The organism is Phytoactinopolyspora halophila (assembly GCF_003287285.1).
GTDB classification, from domain to species: Bacteria; Actinomycetota; Actinomycetes; order Jiangellales; family Jiangellaceae; genus Phytoactinopolyspora_A; species Phytoactinopolyspora_A halophila.
This window is the reverse complement of the sequence record NZ_QMIG01000039.1, coordinates 7,412-28,707: the sequence shown is the minus strand read 5'-3', so window position 1 is coordinate 28,707 and position 21,296 is coordinate 7,412. Positions and strand designations below refer to the sequence as shown.

Below are 21,296 nucleotides of genomic sequence, written 5' to 3'. Positions count from 1 at the left end.
TTCGGGTTGTCGGTGGAGACGACGCGGATCTATGAGTATTCCACGTTGCCGGAGTTCGCGGCCCATCTCATGGGGGAGCTAGAGAAATCCGGCCAGTGGCACGGCAGCGTCGATACCGGCGACAGCAGCGATACCAGCAACAGCGATACCGGCGACGACGAGCCTCCGCCCGACGAGGCCGACATCGACCAGGTACTTCAGCAGGTATACGAAGGCGAGATCGATCCGGACTCGGCCGAGAAGATCCTTTCTGCGATCCGGTGAGGGTGTACGCAATGGAACGTATGGAGATACTGCGGGCGCTGCGCGAGAAGCGGATCACGCCCGAGCAAGCCAGATCCGCGCTCGAGCAGGAGCGGCCGGACCAGCGGGCGGACGGCGCCGCGGCTGCCCCGCCGTCGGCGTCCGAGCCGGCGACGCCGCCCACTCCTCCAGCGCCGCCCAGGGTGGACACGCCACCCCCGCCACCACCTCGCCCATCCGGAGCAGCCGGAGCGTCCCGGCCTGAGGACGGCGGGTACGCCGGATCGCGTGCCGGGAGCGACGAGCACCTGGACCCCGCACGGCGAGACGCGATCGCGGTGGTCGGCATGGCGAGCCGCTACCCGCAGGGGGAGCATCGCGAGGCGTACTGGCGACTTCTCGCCGACGGCGGCAACGCCATCCGCGAAGTGCCCCCCACGCGCTGGGATGTCGAGCGATACTACGACCCGGAGATCGCCAAGGCCGGGTCGACGTATGGCAAGTGGATCGGGATGCTCGACGACGTCGAGTGCTTTGACTCGCTCTTCTTCGAGATCACGCCGTCCGAGGCGCAGCTGATGGATCCCCAGCAGCGGATCTTGCTCGAAGAGTCCTACCGGGCGTTCGAAGATGCCGGATACGGGCGGCACAACCTGGCGAACACGAACTGCGGCGTGTACCTGGGGATCGTGACCGGCGACTACGGCGAGCTGGACACGCGGCGCGGATACGAGAACCTGAGCGCTACCAGTGGTGGAAACGCGATGACGGCTGCCCGGATCGCGTACTACCTGAACCTCAAGGGTCCCGCGATCGCCATCGACACGGCCTGTTCTTCGTCGCTGGTGGCAACACATCTCGCCGTCCAGGCGCTGTCCAGCGGCGAGGTCGACATGGCGCTTGCAGGCGGGGTGAGCCTGTATCTGGCACCGGGCTCGTATATCGCCATGAGCATGGCCGGGATGCTGTCTCCCGAGGGACAGTGCAAGGCCTTCGACAACGGAGCGGACGGGTTCGTCCCCGGCGAGGGCGCGGGCACGCTTATCCTCAAACGGTTGCGCGACGCCGAAGCGGATGGGGACCACGTCTACGGGTTGATCATCGCTTCCGGCATCAACCAGGACGGGAAGTCGAACGGCATCACCGCGCCGAACATGGCCAGCCAGATCGACCTCGTCCGCGGTGTCTACGAACGTCATGGCATCGACCCGTCCGGCATCACCTACGCCGAGCTGCACGGCACCGGAACCAAGCTGGGCGACCCGATCGAACTCGAAGCGCTGAGTTCGGCGTTCGGCGAGTTCACGGACGAGAAGCGCTACTGCGCAATCGGGTCGGTGAAAAGCAACATCGGCCATACGTCTGCCGCCGCGGGTGTCGCGGGGCTGCAGAAGGTCCTGCTGTGCATGCGCGAGCGCACGCTCGTGCCGACGTTGCACGTCCGGCAGCCCAACGAGCACTTCGACTTCGAGAACTCTCCCTTCTACATCAACACCGAGCGCAGGCCGTGGGAGACGCCGGACGGCCTCCCGCGGCGCGCGAGTGTGAGCTCGTTCGGCTACAGCGGAACTAACGCGCACGTTGTCCTGGAAGAGTACGTTCCTCAGGTACGCCGCACGCGCCCGGTGACCGGGTCCGATGGCGCTGGCCGCCTCGTCAGCGGAGCATCTGGATCGTTCGTGCTCTCGGCGAAGAGCGACGCCCAGCTGAGGCAGTATGCCGAGCAGATCAGGGATTTCCTGGCGTCCGGACGCGATGCCGGAGGTGTGGCGTCCGGACGGGACGCGGAGGGCTTCGATCTGGCTGACGTGCTCTACACGTTGCAGGTCGGCCGGGAGGCGATGGAGGAGCGGCTGGCGATCCCCGTCACCGACACGGACGACCTGGTGGAGAAACTGGGGCGTTACCTGCAAGACGGTGCCGGCGGTTCGGAGATTCGCAGGGCCACGGTCAAACGCAAGGGGCACCTGCTCGATGAGCCTGCCGCCCCGGGCGAGCTGGATACGATCACGCGGTGGCTGAACGGTGCTCCCGTGGACTGGCAGGCGTGCTGGGAAGGGCTCTCGCCACGGCGGATTCCCCTGCCGACCTATCCGTTCGAGAAGGCGAGACACTGGCTGGCCGTACCGGAGGGCAACGCCGGCGCGGAGATCGAGACCTCGGCGATCGGGGCACTGCACCCGCTGGTGCACGAGAACGTGTCCGACTTCGACGTCCAGGCCTTCCGCTCGACGTTCACCGGGCGCGAGTTCTTCTTCGCCGATCACCAAGTTCACGGGCGTGGCGTCTTGCCCGGCGCCGCCGTGTTGGAGATGGCCCGCGTGGCCGGAGAACGTGCCAGCGGTGCCCGCGTGTCGCGTATCCGGTCGGTCGCGTGGACAAATCCGATCGACGCTGGCGAGAACGGCCGGGCGGTCACCATCATCCTGTCGCCGGACGGTGCCGGCGCGACGTTCGAGGTCCGTACGGAAAGTGGCGCAGAGCGCGGCGCGACCGCCGGTGACGCGGTGACCGGTGAGGCGAAGGCCGGCGACGCGGTGGAACGGCGTTGCGCCGAAGGCAGGATCGACGTCGAGGGCGATGACCCGCCCCGGGCCGACGAGCTCGACGTCCAGGCCATCAGCGACGCCTGCCACGATCACGTCGAGGGGACGGCGATCTATTCGAGCCTTCAGTCCGGTGGTCTCGACTATGGCCCGCATTTCCGGACGCTGCGGTCGGTTCGCTTCAGCCGGGGCGAGGCGTTGGCGGAGTATCGGCTCGATCCTGCGGTGAACGACGACGCGGAGCGGGCGGACGCCGGCGTTCTGGATCCCCGGGTGCTCGACGGCGCCCTGCAGACGATCTCGGTTCTGGATCGACCGGGGCACGGCGCCCGCGGCGACGCGTTCGTGCCGTTCTCCGTCGACGAGATCGAGATCTGCTCGCCCCTGCCACGATCCGGATACGTGCACACGACGGCCCGTGAAGAACCGCGGGAGAGACCCCGAGAGGACGAGTCCGGGGATCGGGCCGCGGCGGGATCGCTCCGGCGCTTCGACGTGCGGATCGCCGACGATGCGGGACGCGTGGCCGTCGCCGTGCACGGCTTGGCGATCCGGCCGTTGCGCGCGCAGGCAGGCACGCGCGTGGACGCGCAGCCGGGCGTGCAGCCGGACACGGACCATTCCGAGGCGGCGTCGACGCTGCTCTACCGTCCCGAATGGGAACACGGCGACGGCACGTGGACGCGCGAGGCGGACCGGGACGCGGACGAGACGGTGCTGCTGTTCGTGTCCGGGCATTCCACCGATGGCTCCGACGTCGCTGACGCCGGCACCGATGACGTGGTCGGCCCGGCGATCGGACGGGTGGCCGCGCGCTGCGCGGGGACCGTCGTGGCGGTGCGCCCCGGAACGGTGTATCGGAAGGTGGACGGGCGCACCTACGAGATCGTCCCGGACCGCCCGGATCACTACGTCGAACTGTTCGCCGATCTCGGCGAGACTGGACGGCTCCCGGACCGGATCGTGCACGCCTGGGCCGTCGGTGAGACGCCGGGAGAGGGCCGTGAGATGGCCACCTCGCTGGCACGCGGGTTCCATTCCGTGCTCGCGCTCAGCCAGGCGCTCATGAGCACCAGCAGGACCCGGCAGCCCGTCCGGCTCCTGTACGTCTACCCGGGTGGCACGACGGCGGCCGCCTGCGCGCACGCTGCGCTGGACGGATTCGACCGGACGCTCGGACGCGAGAATCCGCATTACGTCTACAAGACGGTCGAGCTCACGACACCGCGGCACGCGCCGGAGGACGCCGCCGCCCGCGTGTGGAACGAGTTCGACCAGGGTGACGACGAGCTCAACGTCCGACTGGGATCGGAAGGACGCCAGGTCAAGAGGCTGCGGGAGGTGGAGCCCGGCTCGCAGGGCCGGCTGGACAGCCCGTTCCGGCCAGGTGGGGTGTACCTGATCACGGGCGGGCTCGGAGGAGTCGGATACCTGGTGGCGCGGCACCTGGCTCACACCTGCCGGGCGCGGCTGGTGCTGGTGGGCCGCGGTGACCTCGACGCGGAGCGGGCCGAGCGGGTCTCGGCATTGGAATCGGCCGGCGCCGAGGTCCGCTACGTGGCCGCGGACATCTCCGATTCCGATCAGGTCGCCCGGCTCGTGGGCGAGGCCCGGCAGCAGTTCGGGGTGATCAACGGTGTCGTGCACGCCGCCGGGACGGTCGAGGACGCGCTGATCCCGAACAAGAAACCGGACGACGTCGCAGCCGTTCTCGGGGCGAAGGTGCACGGGGCCCTCCACCTCGATACGGCCCTCGAGGAGGAGCCCCTGGACTTCTTCGCCCTGTTCTCCTCGCTGGCCTCGGTGCTGGGAAATGCCGGGCAATGCGACTACGCCTTCGCCAACAGCTTCCTCGATCACTTCGCGGCGGCGCGGATGGCGAACGGTCGGCGATCGGGAACGACGGTATCGATCAACTGGCCGTTCTGGGCGGACGGTGGCATGTCGATCGACGCCGAATCGCTGGCGTGGATGGAACGCACCGTCGGCATCACACCGCTGGATACGGCCAGCGCGCTGCGCGCGTTCGAGACCGTCCTGCACGGCGGAGACGCCCAGGTGCTGGTCGTCCACGGGGTGCCGGATCGGATCCGGCACGCGCTCGCTGCCCCGGCCGAGCCAGTGGAGGGAGCCGTCGACGACGAGCCCGCCGAGGTCGCCGAGCCGGCGGTAGCGGATCGGAGCGCCCTGAAGGATCGGGTCGAGCAGTACCTGATCTCGGTTGTCGCGAGCAAGACAGGTATCGAAGCGAGCAAGATCCGGACGGGCGAGCCGTTCGAAACGTTCGGCATCGACTCCATCGTGATCATGAGCATGACCCGGTCGATGGAGGAATCCCTCGGCGAGCTGCCCAAGACCCTCTTCTTCGAGTACCGCAACATCGACGAGCTGGCCACGCACTTGATCGATGCCAAGGCGGGGGCACTGCGCACGCTGTTCGGCGAGAACGAGCCGCCGTCGACGCCGGCGGAGAGCGTCGAAACGCCGCCGGCGCGCATACCGGCGGTCCGGCAACGTTTCCGCGCCGGGGCCACGCCCGCGAGTGGGGACACCGGGGCCACGCTTGCGAGTGGCGGCACCGGGGTCACGCCTGTGAATGGCGACACTGCGGCCACGCCCGGTGGTGACACTGGGGCCACGCCCGGTGGTGACGACACAGGCGCCGTCCCTGCGAGTGACGACATCGCGATCATCGGGGTCAGTGCGCGGTTCCCGATGGCCGACGACATCGGCGAATTCTGGGTCAACCTGCGCGACGGCCGTGATTGCATCACCGAGATACCCCGTGACCGGTGGGACTATCGCGAGTACTTCGACCCGGATCGCTCCCGCGTGGGAACGACCTACAGCAAGTGGGGCGGATTCATCGACGACGTCGACCGGTTCGACACGATGTTCTTCAACATTCTCCCCGTCGACGCCGAGCTGATGGACCCGCAGATCCGGCTGTTCCTGCAGGAAACGTGGCACACGCTGGAGGACGCCGGATATACGCGACAGGAGCTCGCCGGGAACAAGGTCGGGGTCTTCGTGGGCGTGATGTACGGCATGTACGGCCGCTACGAGGGCGAGATCAAGGGCGAGCGGGTGCCGCTGTCCACGTCCTACAGCGCCATCGCCAACCACGTGTCGTACTTCTTCGACTTCCACGGCCCGAGCATGGCGGTGGATACCATGTGCTCGTCGTCGCTGTCGGCACTTCACCTCGCCTGCCAGAGCATCCGCAGCGGGGAGAGCGACCTGGTGGTCGCCGGCGGTGTGAACCTGACGGTCCACCCGGCGAAGCACATCCTGCTCAGCCTCGGCAAGTTCGCGTCGAGCGACGGCCGCTGCCGCAGTTTCGGTGCGGACGGTGACGGCTACGTTCCGGGCGAGGGTGTCGGTGCCGTGCTGTTGAAGCCGCTGCACCGCGCCGTCGCGGACCGGGACCAAATCTATGGCGTCGTCAAGGGCAGCGCGGTCAACGCGGGTGGCAAGACGAACGGGTTCACGGTGCCCGATCCTGGTGCCCAGAGCGAGGTGATCACGTCGGCGCTGACGTCGGCCGGGATCGATCCGGCGACCGTGAGCTATGTCGAAACCCACGGGACCGGAACGTCGCTCGGCGACCCCATCGAGGTCGCCGGCCTGTCGAGGGCGTACGGTTCGGCCGCGTCGGAGGAGTTCACCTGTCCCATCGGGTCGGTGAAGTCCAATGTGGGGCACCTCGAGTCGGCCGCCGGGCTGGCCTCGCTGATCAAGGTCTTGCTCCAGATGCGGCACCGCCAGCTGGTTCCGTCGATCCATTCCGACCCGCCGAACCCCTACATCGAGTTCGACAACACGCCGTTCTACGTGCAGCAGTCCGTGCAGCCGTGGGAGCCACGGCAGGTCGTCGAGAACGGGCGCTCCGTCGCCTACCCCCGGCGTGCCGGTATCAGCTCCTTCGGGGCCGGAGGGTCGAACGCACACGTGATCGTGGAGGAACACCATCCCGTAGTCGAACCGGCCGCCCCGGTCGAGCAAGGACCCGAGCTGTACGTGCTCTCGGCAACGGATGAGACGAGATTGCGCGAGTACGCCGATGCGCTGGCGACTTACGTGGCGTCCTGCCTGCGTGCCGTCGAGGGGCGAGGCGAGCCGGAGCCCGAGAGCGCCCAGCCGGGTGCGGCGATCGCTCCCCACTTCACGGCGCGTGCGGTCGCGCACACTCTGCAGGTCGGCCGGGAGGCGATGCGGGAACGGCTGGCCGTGGTGGCCGACAGCCTGGACGACCTGGTCGAGCGATTGCGGGCGTTCCTCGATGGCAGGCCCGGCGCCGGGCGTGTCCACCGGGGCAGCGTGGCACCGGACGCGAGCGCGCGCGCCGGCGCTCCGGACGGCCCGAGCGACCTGAGCGACCTGGAGGCCCTGGCCGAGTACTGGGTCAACGGTGGCTCGGTGAACTGGCACGAGCTGTACGGCGACGACCGTCCCATCCGGCTGTCGCTTCCCACGTACCCGTTCGCCAGGGAGCGGTACTGGGTGCCGGAGCCGACGCGCCCGGCGCCCGGGACGCATGCCGCTTCCACGGTGCTTCACCCCTTGTTGCAGCACAACACCTCGGATGTCAGCGAGCTCCGGTTCACTTCCGAGTTCGACGGCGAGGAGTACGTCTTCGCGGGACATCGCGTGCACGGTGTGCGGACGCTGCCGGGCGCCGCGTGCCTGGAGATGGCCGTGCAGGCGGTACGCCGCGTCAGCGGCGTTCCTGACGGCGACGACAGCGTGCCCGTCCGGCTGGCGAACGTGGCGTGGCCCGCGCCGATCGTGGCGCGGGGTGAGCCGGTGAGGCTGCACGTCTCGTTGCTGCCCGACGAGACGGGCGAGATCGCGTTCTGGATCTACAGCACGGATCCGGAGCGCGGACGCATCGTGCACTGCCAGGGCAGCGCCACACCCGGAGCGTCGCCCGCGGGCACCGATGTCGACACCGATGTCGACGCCCATGTCGACCTCGATGCGCTGCGGAGCTCGTGTACTAGCGTGGTGGCCGGGTCCGATCTCTACCGCCGGTTCGGCGACATCGGGCTCGACTACGGGCCCGAGCTGCGAGCCATCAGCAGCGTGCGGTCCGGGAGCGATCATGCTGTGGCGGAGCTGGTGCTGCCCGAGCAGCATGCCGACGACGTGGACGGGCACGTGCTGCATCCCGCCCTGCTGGATGCCGCGCTGCAGGCCTCCATCGTCCTCTCGGTGCCGGATGAGCGGCCGGCACCGCAGCACGTGACCGGGAGTGCGCGCCCGGCCGCCACACCGTCCGGGCGCGGGGCGTCCCTGCCGTTCGCGCTCGGCGAGGTCGATGTGCGCCGGAGGTGTGCGTCCCGGATGTGGGCGTGGATCCGTCCCAGCGCATCGGCGCGCGAGAGCGACCGGCTCCCGAAGCTCGACATTGACGTGGTCGACCAGGACGGCCGGCGCTGTGCCAGCATCCGGGAGCTGGCGTTCCGCTCGACCGGACGCGGGAGTGACGGAACCGGCAGTGACGGATCCGGTGCGGTGAACGGAGACCGCGCGGTGATGTTCGCCCCGCGCTGGCAGGAGAAGGCGGCACCCGGCGCGGGCGAGGACGCGGAGCCCGCCCGGCGGCTCGTCGTGCTGGCCGACCCGGATGCCGAGCTGGTGACCTACCTCGAGGCGGCGCTGCCGGACGCGCGGTGCGTCGCGCTGCGCCCGGAGGTCGCGGACGCCGGTGCGGACATCGGCGCGGACGCTGGCGCGGAGATCGCCAGGAGCTACGAGGCCAGCGCGGCTGAGCTGCTCGGCTTGCTCCAGTCGTCTCTGGGAGGTGCCCCGGGCAGCACGCTGGTGCAGCTCGTGGTTCCGGCCCGGGGTGAGACGCGGCTGCTGGCCGGCCTGTCCGGGCTGCTGAAGACGGTGGAAGTGGAGTATCCGGCGGTTCGTGCCCAGACCATCGAGATGGATCCCGGCAGCGCGCCGGCCGATGTCCGGGCGAGGCTGGAGGAGTGTGCCCGTGCCCCCGGGGATCGGCACCTGCGATACGAGGGTGAGCGGCGCCTCGTGCGCGGCCTGGACGAGCTGAGCCACCTGGACGGGCGGATTCGAGACGGCGGCCGGGAAGGCGATGCTCACCGCGATTCCGTCCTGAACGCCGGCCAGGACGCCGGCGGGGACGCCGATCGCGACATCGCCTGGAAGGACGGCGGCGTCTACGTCATCACCGGCGGTGCTGGAGGTCTGGGTTCCATCGTGGCCTCCGACATCGCGCGCCACGCGCGGGATGCGGTGATCGTGCTGGTCGGCCGCTCGGCGCTGGACGACACGACCTCCGCGCATGTCGCCGGGCTGAACGCCGCGGGTGTCACGGCACGGTACGTACCCTGCGATGTCACGAACGCCGTGGCGGTGACCGCGCTGATGCGCACAGTCGCGGAGGAGTACGGAGGCATCAACGCGGTCGTTCACTGTTCAGGTGTCCTTCGAGACAGCGTGATCCCGAAGAAGACCGACGCCGAACTGCGCGCCGTGCTGGCTCCGAAGGTCGACGGCGCGCTCAACCTGGACCGCGCGACGAAGGATCTCCCGCTCGACGGCTTCGTCCTCTTCTCGTCGACGGCGAGCGTGACCGGCAACACCGGGCAGGCGGACTACGCGGCTGCCAATGGCTTTGTCGACGCGTTCGCGGCGTATCGCAACCAGCTCGTGGCCGCAGGCGAGCGTCACGGGCGCACGGTGTCGATCAACTGGCCGCTATGGCGGGACGGTGGCATGCAGATCGGGGCCGACCTGGAGCGAGTGATTCGCGAGGGCACCGGCCTGGCGCCGCTGCGCGCGGACACGGGTATGCGGCTCTTGCACGCGGCCATGGGCTCGGGTGAGGCGCAGGTACTCGCCGTCGCCGGAGACGTCGACGTGATCCGTGCGCACCTGGGTGCCACGGGGGCGGAACCGGTGCGGGACACGTCCGGGCCGGCATCGTGGCTGACACCGCAGGAGCCGGCCGTCGCGCGTGACGCGCACGTCGAGGACCTGCGCGAGCAGTTCGTCAACCGCCTGAAGCACATGCTCTCCTCCGAGCTCAAACTGCCTCCGGAGCGCATCGACGCGCGGGTGCCGCTGGAAACGTATGGACTCAGCTCGGTCCTCGTCATGCAGCTGACGAGTGAACTCGAGAAGAGCTTCGGCTCGCTTCCCAAGACGCTGTTCTACGAGTACGAGTCGCTGAACGAGCTGGCGGAGTTCTTCTGCGAGCAGCACGCCGAACAGGTCCGCTCGCTGCTGGGCCTGCAGGCCCCGTCCGGGACGGTGGAGACCGCGTCCGAGCCGGCAGCAGCCGGAGCGAGCAGCGAGCCGCGCGCGCGGGTCGTGGACCGGCCCGTCCCGGGGCCGTGGCTCACCAGGGGATCGGCCCGCGAGCCCGGCCACTCGCGCGCAGCGGGCGCACGGGAAGCCGCGGACGCTGGTGCCGGGCTGGACATCGCCATCGTCGGGCTGGCCGGACGGTATCCGGGGTCGGAGACCATCGGCGGCTTGTGGCAGAACCTCGAGGCCGGCCGCGACTGCGTGACGGAGATCCCGCGCGAGCGGTGGGACCACAGCGTCTACGCGGCACGGGGCACGTCGGAGGGGAGCGACCTGCCGCGAGCGTGGGGTGGCTTCCTGCAGGATCCGGACGTCTTCGACCCGCTCTTCTTCAACATCTCGCCGGCCGAGGCGGAGATCATGGACCCGCAGGAACGCCTGTTCCTGGAATGCGCCTACCACTCGATCGAAGATGCCGGGTACACGTGTGACTCCCTCGCGCGTGACGACGCTTACGGGTTGCCGCACAACGTCGGCGTCTTCGTGGGTGTGATGTACGAGGAGTACCAGCTGTACGGGGCGCAGGCGCAGCTCGGCGGCGAGATGTTCACGCTGAACGGGAGCCCGGCGTCCATCGCGAACCGGGCCTCCTACGTCTTCGGCTTCCACGGGCCGAGCATGGCCGTCGACACGATGTGCTCCTCGTCGCTGGCGGCGATCCATCTCGCGTGCCGGAGCATCACCGACGGCGAGAGCGACGTCGCCCTGGCCGGGGGAGTGAACCTCTCGGTGCACCCGAACAAGTTTCTGATGCTCGGCCAGAACGGCATGATGTCGAGCCAGGGCCGATGCGCCGCGTTCGGGCAGGGCGGCGACGGTTACGTCCCGGGTGAGGGCGTGGGGGTCGTCGTCTTGAAACCTCGCGCCCGCGCCGAGGCCGACGGGGACAACATCTACGGCATCATCCGGGCATCGGCGATCAACCACGGCGGCAAGGCCAAGGGGTACACGGTGCCCAACCCGAGCGCCCAGGCCGGCGTGATCCGCAAGGCGCTTGCGCAGTCCGGAGTCGATCCTCGCGCCATCGGTTACGTCGAGGCGCACGGAACCGGGACGGAGCTGGGCGACCCCATCGAGATCACCGGCCTGAGCCGGGCATTCGCCGAGTACACCTCGGATACGGGATTCTGCTCCATCGGTTCGATCAAGTCGAACATCGGGCACTGTGAGAGTGCGGCGGGCATCGCCGGCCTGACCAAGGTGCTTCTGCAGATGAAGCACGGCCAGATCGTTCCGTCGCTGCACACGCAGGAGCTGAATCCCAACATCGACTTCGGCAGCACGCCGTTCACGGTCGCGCGCGAGCCGGCTTCGTGGCAGCGTCCGACGGTCGACGTGAACGGCGTGCCGACGGAGCATCCGCGGGTCGCGGGAATCTCCGCGTTCGGAGCCGGGGGTGCGAACGGGCACATGCTCGTCGAGGAGTACGTCCCGGACGGCACCGTGTCGGAAGACCAGCGGACGCCGGGGGAGCCGGCGATCATCGTGCTGTCCGCGCGGCGTGAGGACCAGCTCGAACAGCAGGTGGCGCAGCTGCTCGCCTGGGTGCGCGAGGAGCCGCGCTCGGAGGTCGACCTGCGGAATCTGGCCTACACCCTCCAGGTCGGCCGGGCCGCGCTGGAGTACCGGCTGGCATTCACCGCCTCGTCCATCGCGGATCTGGAGGAGAAGCTGGCCGGATATCTCGACGGTGCGCCGTCCGGTTCCTTCTACCGCGATCGCGCCCAGCGGGTGAACAACGTCCTCAGCGTGTTCGAATCCGACGCCGAGTTGCAGCACGCCCTGGACACCTGGTTCCGGCAGGGGAAGTACGCCAAGCTGCTCGAACTGTGGGTCAAGGGGCTGTCGCTGGACTGGACGAAGCTGTATCAGCAGGACACACCCCGCCGCATCAGCCTGCCGACCTACCCGTTCGCGAAGGAGCGGTTCTGGGTGCCAGGTGGCGGGCTGGAGGAGATCACCGCACGCGCGGCCCGGCCCGCTGCCGCCGAGATCCATCCGCTGCTGCAGCGCAACACGTCGGACTTCGCCATGCAGCGCTACACGTCGTCGTTCACCGGCAGCGAGTCCTTCGTCGCCGATCACGTGGTGAACGGGCTGCCGACGCTTCCGGCGGTGGCCTACCTGGAGATGGCCTACCAGGCGATCGTGGATGCCACCGGGACACGAGATGGCCGGCTGAGCTTCGAGGACGTCATCTGGCTCCGGCCGTTGCCGGTCACCGACGGGCAGGTTGATCTCCACATCGGGCTGGTACCCGACGAGCGAGGCGCGATCTCGTTCAGCGTCTACCAGGATCCGGGTTCCGGCCAGGAACCGATCTCCTACTGCGAGGGGTACGCCTGGCTGCTGTCCGACACCGGTGCGCCCGTACGGGATCTGGACGCGCTGCGGGCCGCGTGCGAGATCCCGGTCACGCACGCGAGCATCTACGAGACGTTCGCGGAGCTGGGTATCCAGTACGGCCCGAGCCAGCGCGGGATCGAGATCGCGTACCACGGCGATGCGGAGGCGCTGGCCCGGCTGGTGCTGCCGGATCCGGCAGCGGCGAGCTGGGAGACGTTCGCCCTGCACCCGAGCATTCTCGACGCGGCGTTGCAGGCAGCGGTCGGGCTGCGCGCGGATCGGGATGGGCAGCACCCGCCGCCGGCACCCGAGCTGCCGTTCGCGGTTCGCGAGGTCACTTTCCACCAGCGGCTGGAACCGGCGATGTGGGCGCACGTCCGGCCCGGGTCCGGCGACGGATCGTCGACGTCGGTCGACATCGACCTGTGCGACGAATCCGGGCAGGTGTGTCTCCGGCTGAGCGAGGTGGTGTATCGCCCCATTCCGGGCGGGCCGGCCGGGACGACGGGGGGATCCTCCGACGCGGCGTCGCTGACGTTCGCCCCTGCCTGGGAGGAGCGGGCTGCCGACGGCTCGTCGGAGCCGGCCTTCGAGCAGCGCGTCGTGATCCTGTGCGAGCAGCCGTCGGCCGCGGCGGACGGCGTCCGTGCCCGGCTGGCGCCGCTGACGTGTCACCAGCTGGAAGCCGAAGGCTCGATCGCGGATCGGTTCGAGACCTACGCGGCAGAGGTGTTCGAGGCGGTCAAGCAGGTGATGGCGAGCAAACCGGAGGGCGAGGTGCTCGTCCAGGTGGTCGTGCCCACCGATGGTGAACGCGGTCTCCTCCTCGGCCTGTCGGGCCTGCTGAAGAGCGCGCACCAGGAGAACGTGCAGCTGCGCGGCCAGGTGATCGGCATCGACGAGCCGGCCGATCCGGACGAGATCGTGGCTCGACTCCGCGAGAACCAGGACGCCGTGGAGGAATGCATCCGCTACGTCGACGGCCGTCGTGCGGTTCAGACGTTCGAGCAGCTTCCGGAACCCGGCGTTGCGGGACGCGCCCCCTGGAAGGACGGCGGGGTCTACCTGCTCACGGGCGGTATGGGAGGACTGGGACAGATCTTCGCGCGGGAGATCGCGGACCGGGCCGACGACACCGTCCTCATCCTGACCGGCAGGTCGGCACCGGGCGATGCCTCCCGGGCAGCCGTGGAGGCGTTGACGGCCCGCGGGGCGACGGCGCTGTACGAGCAGGTCGACGTCTGTGACGGCGACGCGGTGCAGGCGCTGGTGGACGGGATCCGCGCGGACCACGGCCGGCTCGACGGGATCATCCATTGTGCCGGCCGGGTCAGCGACCGGATGATCCGCCAGAAAGATCGCTTCGAGCTGTGCGAGGTCCTGGCGCCCAAGGTGACCGGCGTGTGGAACCTCGACCGGGCCACCGCGGGACTGGATCTCGACGTGTTCCTGCTGTGCTCCTCGCTGTCCGCGGTGACCGGAAACGTGGGACAGGCCGACTACGCCGCCGCCAACGCGTTCCTGGACGCGTTCGCCCGCCACCGGGACGCCCTGGTGCGTTCCGGCCGGCGCCAGGGCCGGACCCTGGCGGTCGACTGGCCCTTGTGGCGCGACGGTGGCCACGAGCTCGATGCGGATCTGGAACGGGCCATGAGCGCGAGGACGGGCCTGACGGTGCTGGGCACCGAGGCCGGCTTGCGGCTGCTCGATACGGCCTTCGCCAGCGAGCAGCCGCAGGTGGTGGCCGTCGAGGGCCGTGCCGATGCGGTGCGGGCCATGCTCGCCGCCACGGCCACGGGTCGGCGTCACCCGGCCGAGCACGGCCGTGCTGCGGCGAGCCCCGCGCCGGCCGGGGCCATGGCGACGCGGGCGGTGGCAGCCGAGACAGCGACGACCGACGCGGTGGCGACCGACGCGGTGGCGGTGGAACGCGGTGGTGAGCCCTCGTCGGCGGCGAACGGGCACCTGTTCGATCGGGGCGTCCAGGAGCTAGCGGCGATCTTCTCCCGGGCACTGAAGATGCCGGCCGGCGACATCGTGCCGGATGCGCCGTTCGACCAGTACGGCATCGACTCCATCATGATCATGAAGATCACCGAGCAGCTGGAGAAGGCCTTCGGCACCCTGCCGAAGACGCTGCTGTTCGATTACCAGGATCTGAACGCGCTGACGGAGTACTTCACCCGCAGCCATCCGGAGGCGCTGCGGGAGCTGATCGGAGGGTTCGAGCCCGGCGCGGCCAACGGCGACCGGCCACCCGAGCCGTCCGGGACCGCCCCGCAGTCGCCGGACGCCGGCCCGGCAGCTGCCGGCGCGCGCCCCCTGCCGGCATCGCGCTTCGGCGGCCGCGTTCACCGGAGGTCCGAGGAGGAAGGGCAGCCGGGCTCGCGGCGTACGGGGCCAGCAGCGAGCGACATCGCGATCATAGGCATGTCCGGCAGCTTCCCCCAGGCAGAGACGCTCGACGCGTACTGGGAGAACCTTCGTGACGGCAAGGACTGCATCTCCGAGGTGCCGCGCTCGCGGTGGGACGTCGAACGGCTCTTCCATCCGGACAAGGATGGTGACGGCACGAACCCCTCGACCTATTCGAAGTGGGGCGGTTACCTGAACGACGTCGCCGGATTCGACTCCCTCTTCTTCTCGGTGTCACCGGTCGAGGCGGAGACGATGGACCCGCAGGAGCGGCTGTTCCTGCAGTGTGCCCACGCGACGATCGAGGACGCGGGGTACACCCGGCACCTCCTCGGATACGAACCCGGCTCGCACGTCCACCGCAACGTCGGTGTCTACGTCGGGGTGATGAACGAGGAGTACCAGTACTACGCGATCGAGGAGCAGCTGAAGGGACACCCCGTCGTCGTGTCGGGCAACCCGTCGTCGATCGCCAACCGGGTCTCGTACTTCTGCGACTTCCACGGTCCCAGCGTGGCGGTGGACACCATGTGCTCGTCGTCGCTGGTCGCGCTCCACATGGCGTGTCAGGCCATCCAGAACGGCGACTGCGAGCTCGCGCTCGCGGGTGGTGTCAACGTCCTGCTGCACCCGAACAAGTACCTGACCATCAGCCAGGCGAAGATGGCGTCGACGAACGGCCGTTGCCAGAGTTTCGGCGCCGGGGGCGACGGCTACGTCCCGGGCGAGGGCGTCGGCGCCGTGTTCCTCAAGCCGCTCGATCGGGCCATCGCGGATGGCGACAACATCCACGGGGTCATCAAGGGCACCGCCGTGAACCATGGCGGGAAGACCAACGGGTACACGGTCCCCAACCCGGCCGCCCAGAGCGAGGCGATCGGTACGGCAATCCGCCGCGCCGGGATCGACCCCGCGGCGATCAGCTACGTGGAGGCACACGGAACCGGGACCAGCCTGGGAGATCCGATCGAGATATCGGCGCTGTCCCGGATCTTCGACGCGTCGACCGTCGAGCGCCAGTCGCGTGCCATCGGGTCGGTGAAATCCAACATCGGGCATGCCGAGAGCGCATCGGGCATCGCCGGGCTGCACAAGGTCCTGCTCCAGATGAAGCACGGCCAGATCGTCCCGTCGCTGCATTCCACGGAGCCGAACCCGAACATCGACTTCGCGACCACCCCGTTCTACGTGCCGCACGAACTCACGGATTGGAGCCGGCCCGGCGCCGACGGCGCCTCCGGCGGGCAGGCGCGGATCGCGGGCCTGTCGTCGTTCGGGGCGGGTGGCACCAACGCGCACGTCATCGTGCAGGAATACGTGCCCGACGCCGAGCCCGCGCGCGATGCCGGGCCCGACGCGGAGCTGCCGGCCGTCGTCGTGCTGTCCGCGTACACCGAAGAACGTCTGCGCGAGTCGGCCCGCCGGCTGGCAGAAAAGCTGCACGGCGTTCCGGCGGGGACGCTCGACCTGCACGATGTCGCCTACACGCTGCAGGTCGGGCGCGAGGCGCTGCCCGTGCGGATGGCCACGACGGTCACCTCGCTCGATCAGCTCGTGGAGCGGTTGCGCGCGTTCGCCGTCGACGGCGACGTTCCGGATGGCGTGCACACGGGCACACCGCAGGACGGCGACGGGTTCGTGCGGGCGATCGGCACGGACGAGGAGATGCGCGAGGCCGTCGACAAGTGGCTCCAGCGGGGCAAGCACGACAAGCTGTGCGAGCTCTGGGTGCGCGGTTTGGAGATCGACTGGAACCACCTGCGCCGGCCCCGGCGGCCGCGTCGCGTCAGCCTCCCGACGTACCCGTTCGAGGTGCAGAGCCACTGGATCCCGCTGACGCCGGGCAGGTCGACGGATGAGCCGCGCGGGTCCGCCGTGGCCGCGCCCGCCGAACGGCCGGAGGGGACGGGAGCCGGTTCAGCCGTTCCGTCCGGCTCGCCCGGCTTGGCTGGATCATCCGCCTCATCCGGCTCGTCTGCTCCCGAGCAGCAGGCGGCGGAGAGCGTGCCGCTGCCCGATCCCGAGACGGCCGACGACGACGCGCTGCGGCGTGGCATGCTGACGCGCCTGACCGAGATGTTCTCCGAGGCGCTGAAGATCCCGGTCGAGAAGCTCTCGGCGACGACGGGATTCGACCAGTACGGTCTGGATTCGATCTACCTGGCCCGGATCAACGAGCGGCTGGAACGGGACTTCGGCGAGCTCTCGGCGACGCTGCTGTTCACCTACAAGAACCTGCGCGACCTCAGCGGCTACCTCGTCGCCGAGCACCGGGAGCAGGTGGTGGCGGCGCTGGGCCGGGCGCGCCCGGAGCCCTCGACGAGCGAACCGGACCTACCGGCGGAGCAGCCGGACACGAATGGGCTGGCGGGTACGGACGGGCAGCCGGACACGAACGGGCTGGCGGACACGGACGGGCTGGCGGACACGGACGGGCTGGCGGACACGGACGGGCAGCCGGATACGGACCGGCAGGTGGGTACCGACCCGGAGGTGGGTACTGACCGGCAGCCAGCGGCCGGGCGGGTGCCGGCAGCCGTGGCGGAGCCCTCGCCCGCGACCGGCGACATCGCGGTGGTCGGGCTGAGCGGTGTCTATCCCCGGGCCGGCGATGTCGCCGCCTTCGGCGAGAAGCTGGCCGCGGGCGAGGACTGCATCACCGAGATCCCGCCCGAGCGGTGGGACCACCGCGACTATCCGGAGATCGAATGCAAGTGGGGCGGCTTCATCGACGATGCGGCCACGTTCGACCCGCAGTTCTTCGGGATCGCGCCGGGTGCCGCGGCGTTCATGGATCCGCAGGAACGCAAGTTCCTGGAGGCCGCGTGGAGCTGTCTCGAGGACGCCGGTTACACGCCGCAGGCGCTGGCGGATCCGGAGGCCGGTGACCACCGGGCCAGCGTCGCCGTGTTCGCCGGTATCACCTTCAACCAGTACGGGCTGTTCGGTGCCGAGGGCATGGCCACCGGCCAGGTGCTACCGCTGAACGCGCAGATTTTCTCCGTCGCCAACCGCGTGTCCTACCTGATGAACCTGCGCGGACCGAGCCTGTCGGTCGACACCGCCTGCTCGTCGTCGTTGTACGCCATCCATCTCGGATGCGAGAGCGTGCTCAACGGCGACGCCGAGATGGCGATCGCGGGTGGGGTGAACCTCACCTTGCATCCGAGCAAGTACGTCACGCTCGACTGGAACAAGCTGCTCGCGTCGGACGGGCATTGCCGTGCCTTCGGCGAGGGCGGCGACGGGTACGTGCCGGGCGAAGGGGCCGGCGCGGTTCTGCTCAAACCGCTCTGGAAGGCCGAGCGGGACGGGGACCACATCTACGGCGTCGTCAAGGCGTCGTCGGTGAACCACGGTGGCAGGACGCACGGGTACTTCGTTCCGAACCCGGTGGCCCAGGCAGAAGTCGTCCAATCGGCCGTGGACAAATCGGGTGTAAACCCGCGCACGATCAGCTATGTCGAGGCGCACGGAACCGGGACGGCGCTCGGTGATCCCATCGAGATCAACGCGCTGACCGACGTGTTCGGCGCGTACTCCTCCGACACGCAGTACTGCTCGGTCGGTTCGGTCAAGTCGAACATCGGCCATCTCGAGGCCGCGGCGGGAATCGCCCAGGTGACCAAGGTGCTGATGCAGTTCAAGCATCGGTCGCTGTTCCCGACGCGCCTCAACTCCGAGCGGATGAACCCGCACATCGATTTCGGGAACACCCCCTTCCGTGTCCAGCTAGCGGCCGAACCGTGGCACCGGCCGGCGATCGACGACGACCCGGACGCCACGTCGCCGCGGCGGGCCGGGGTCAGCTCCTTCGGCGTCGGGGGTGTCAACGTGCACCTGATCCTCGAAGAGTACGACGGTGACACCGCGGCGCGAGGCGAGGCCGCACCCGGTCCGGTGGTCGTCCCGTTGTCGGCGCGCACCGAGGACGCGTTGCGGCGCTACGTCGAGGAGCTGGACGGGTACCTGGCCGCCGAGCCCGCGGCAGCGCTTCGCGACATCGCGTACACGTTGCAGGTGGGCCGGGTCGCCTTGCCGCATCGGGTCGCGTTCGTCGCCGGGGATCGCGCGCAGCTTCGCGCGCAGCTGGAGACGTTCCGGAACGGCGGCTCGGAGCCGGCGGCCGGCGTGCTGGTTGGCAAGGCGTCCTCGGATGCCGAGAGCCTGCCGGCGATCGTGCCCGACGCGGGCAGCCTGGGAGACGAGGCCGCCGCCCGCGAGCTCGCGGAACAGTGGGTGCGGGGCCGTGAGATCCACTTCGTGGAGCTGTACCGGGAAGCGCCGGCCGCCCGGGTCTCGCTGCCGACCTATCCCTACGAGCGGGAGCTGTACTGGCTGTACGAGGACGTGCGGTCCCGGCGGGTCGAGGGCACGCCCGATGGGTCAGCCCCGGACGGTGCCGAACCGGCAGCGGCCGCGGAGGAGACGTTCCTGGAACGGCTGGCCGCTGCACCGGAGGGGGAGCGCCCGGGCATGGTGACCACCTGCGTGCAAGAAGTGATCTCGGAGTTGCTCGGCTTCACCGGGGGCAAGCAGGCGGACATCGACACCGGGTTCTTCGATCTGGGTCTCGAATCCGTGTCGACGCGAACGGCGCAGGTCCAGCTCGAAGAGACGTTCGGTATCAGCCTGGACTACCAGCTGTTCTTCAACTATCCGACCATCGCCGAGCTGTCCGCGCACATCTACGCCCTGATCGGGCACGGGGGACCAGAGGACGGCGCGGCCGCGTCGCCGGCCTCCGATGCCGGAACGGCCGATGCGGGAAGCCCGAGCACGGATGACGCCGCGGCCGGGCCGATCTCGCTTCTCTACTTCGACCACGTGTGGCACGAGGTCGAGCCGGCGGGCCGTGCCGACACGTCGTCCGAGGGGCCCCGGACGCTGCTGGTGCTCGGCGCCGGCGAGGACATTCGCGAGGCGATGCGCACGTGCCCGGAGAACCCGGGAACGGACGACGTCGTGCTGGTACGGCCCGGGAAGGCGTTCGCCGCGATCGATCAGTCGACCTACGAGGTCGACCCCTCCGATCCGGACGGCTACACGGAGCTGCTCACCGAACTGCGCGAGCAGGGACGCATGCCAGACGCCGTCCTGCACGGCTGGGCGCTGCAGCCTGCGGAGCGCGGCGGGATCGACGAGCGGTTGAGCCACGGCTTCTACTCCGTCTTCTCCCTGAGCAAGGCGGTCATGCAGCTGGACCCGACGGCCAAGGTCTCGTTGCTGTACGTCTACCCGGATCGCGCCGATCTCTGCACGCCGGAGTACGACGGGCTGGGCGGGCTGTTCAAGACCGTCCAGGCGGAGAACCCCCGGTTCCGGTACCGGTTGACGAGAGTGCCCGCGGAAATGACGAATCCGGCGGAGATGGCCGGCACGCTGTGGCGCGAGATGGTGGCGAGCGACCTCGCGGTCGAACTCTGGACGGACGGCGAGCAGCGCCGGGCCCGGACGCTCCGCGAGCACGTGCCGGATTCGCTGCCCAGGAACGACGTGCCGCTCAAGTCTGGTGGCGTGTACCTGATCACTGGTGGCCTGGGCGGTGTCGGCCGGTTGATCGCGCGGCATCTCAGCGAGACCTACGGCGCCAAGCTGGTCCTGGTCGGGCGGCGCGCGCGGGACCAGGTCTCCGCGAGCGACCTGGACGACGTGCAGCGACTCGGTGGCGACGTGCTCTACGTCAGCGCGGACATCTCCGATCGGCACGACACCGAGCGGATGTTTGCCGAGGCGAAGGAGCGTTTCGGCCGCATCGACGGGATCTTCCACGCCGCCGGTACCTTCAGCGACGCGTTCATCCGGGCGAAGAGCGTGCAGGACGCCGCCGCCGTGGTCGCCGCCAAGGTGTACGGCGCGCGGCACCTTGACGAGGTATCGAAGGACGAGCCGCTGGACTTCTTCATGATGTTCTCCTCGCTTGCCGCGGCCTTCGGCAATGGCGGGCAGAGCGACTACGCGTACGCCAACAACGTGATGGATCACTTCGCCGGCGACCGCGACGCCCTGGTGGCCGCAGGGGAGCGCTCGGGCCGATCCATCACCGTCAACTGGCCGTTCTGGGTTGATGGCGGGATGGCCATCGATGAACGTGCCCGGAAGTGGGTGGAGGATCACCTCGGCATGGTGCCCCTTGACGAGGGCGAAGGCATTCCGCTCCTCGAGGACGCGCTGTGCTACCCGCTGTCCAATCTGGTGATCGTGAAGGGCAAGGTCCACCAGGTCCGGCAGGTCCTGGGCGTGCCCGATCCGGACGTCACGCCGGGCGGTGGCCCGGCGGACGGCAACGAAGACCCGTCTCTGGCGGAGATCGAATCGATGGACGAAGCAGAACTCGAGGAGATGCTCCGGCAAGAGATCGCAGAGCTCGGTGGCGAGTGAGAACGACAGACACGAGGAGTGAAG

2 protein-coding genes are annotated in these 21,296 nt (G+C 69.4%); both read left to right on the top strand.

All coding sequences use genetic code 11. The features are described from left to right. Positions 1-264, top strand: a 264-nt coding sequence (locus DPM12_RS20780) for a hypothetical protein (protein WP_211659194.1), incomplete at its 5' end; no start/stop codon positions are given. An 11-nt stretch (positions 265-275) separates the two neighbouring features. Then, entirely contained in the window at positions 276-21,272 is a 20,997-nt protein-coding gene (locus DPM12_RS20775) for an SDR family NAD(P)-dependent oxidoreductase (RefSeq protein ID WP_112260269.1), read from the top strand. Positions 21,273-21,296 lie beyond the last annotated feature (24 nt).

Bases quoted from the DNA above. Each gene is read 5' to 3' on its own strand.
- DPM12_RS20775 (WP_112260269.1), top strand. From the start codon at position 276: ATGGAACGTATGGAGATACTGCGGGCGCTGCGCGAGAAGCGGATCACG.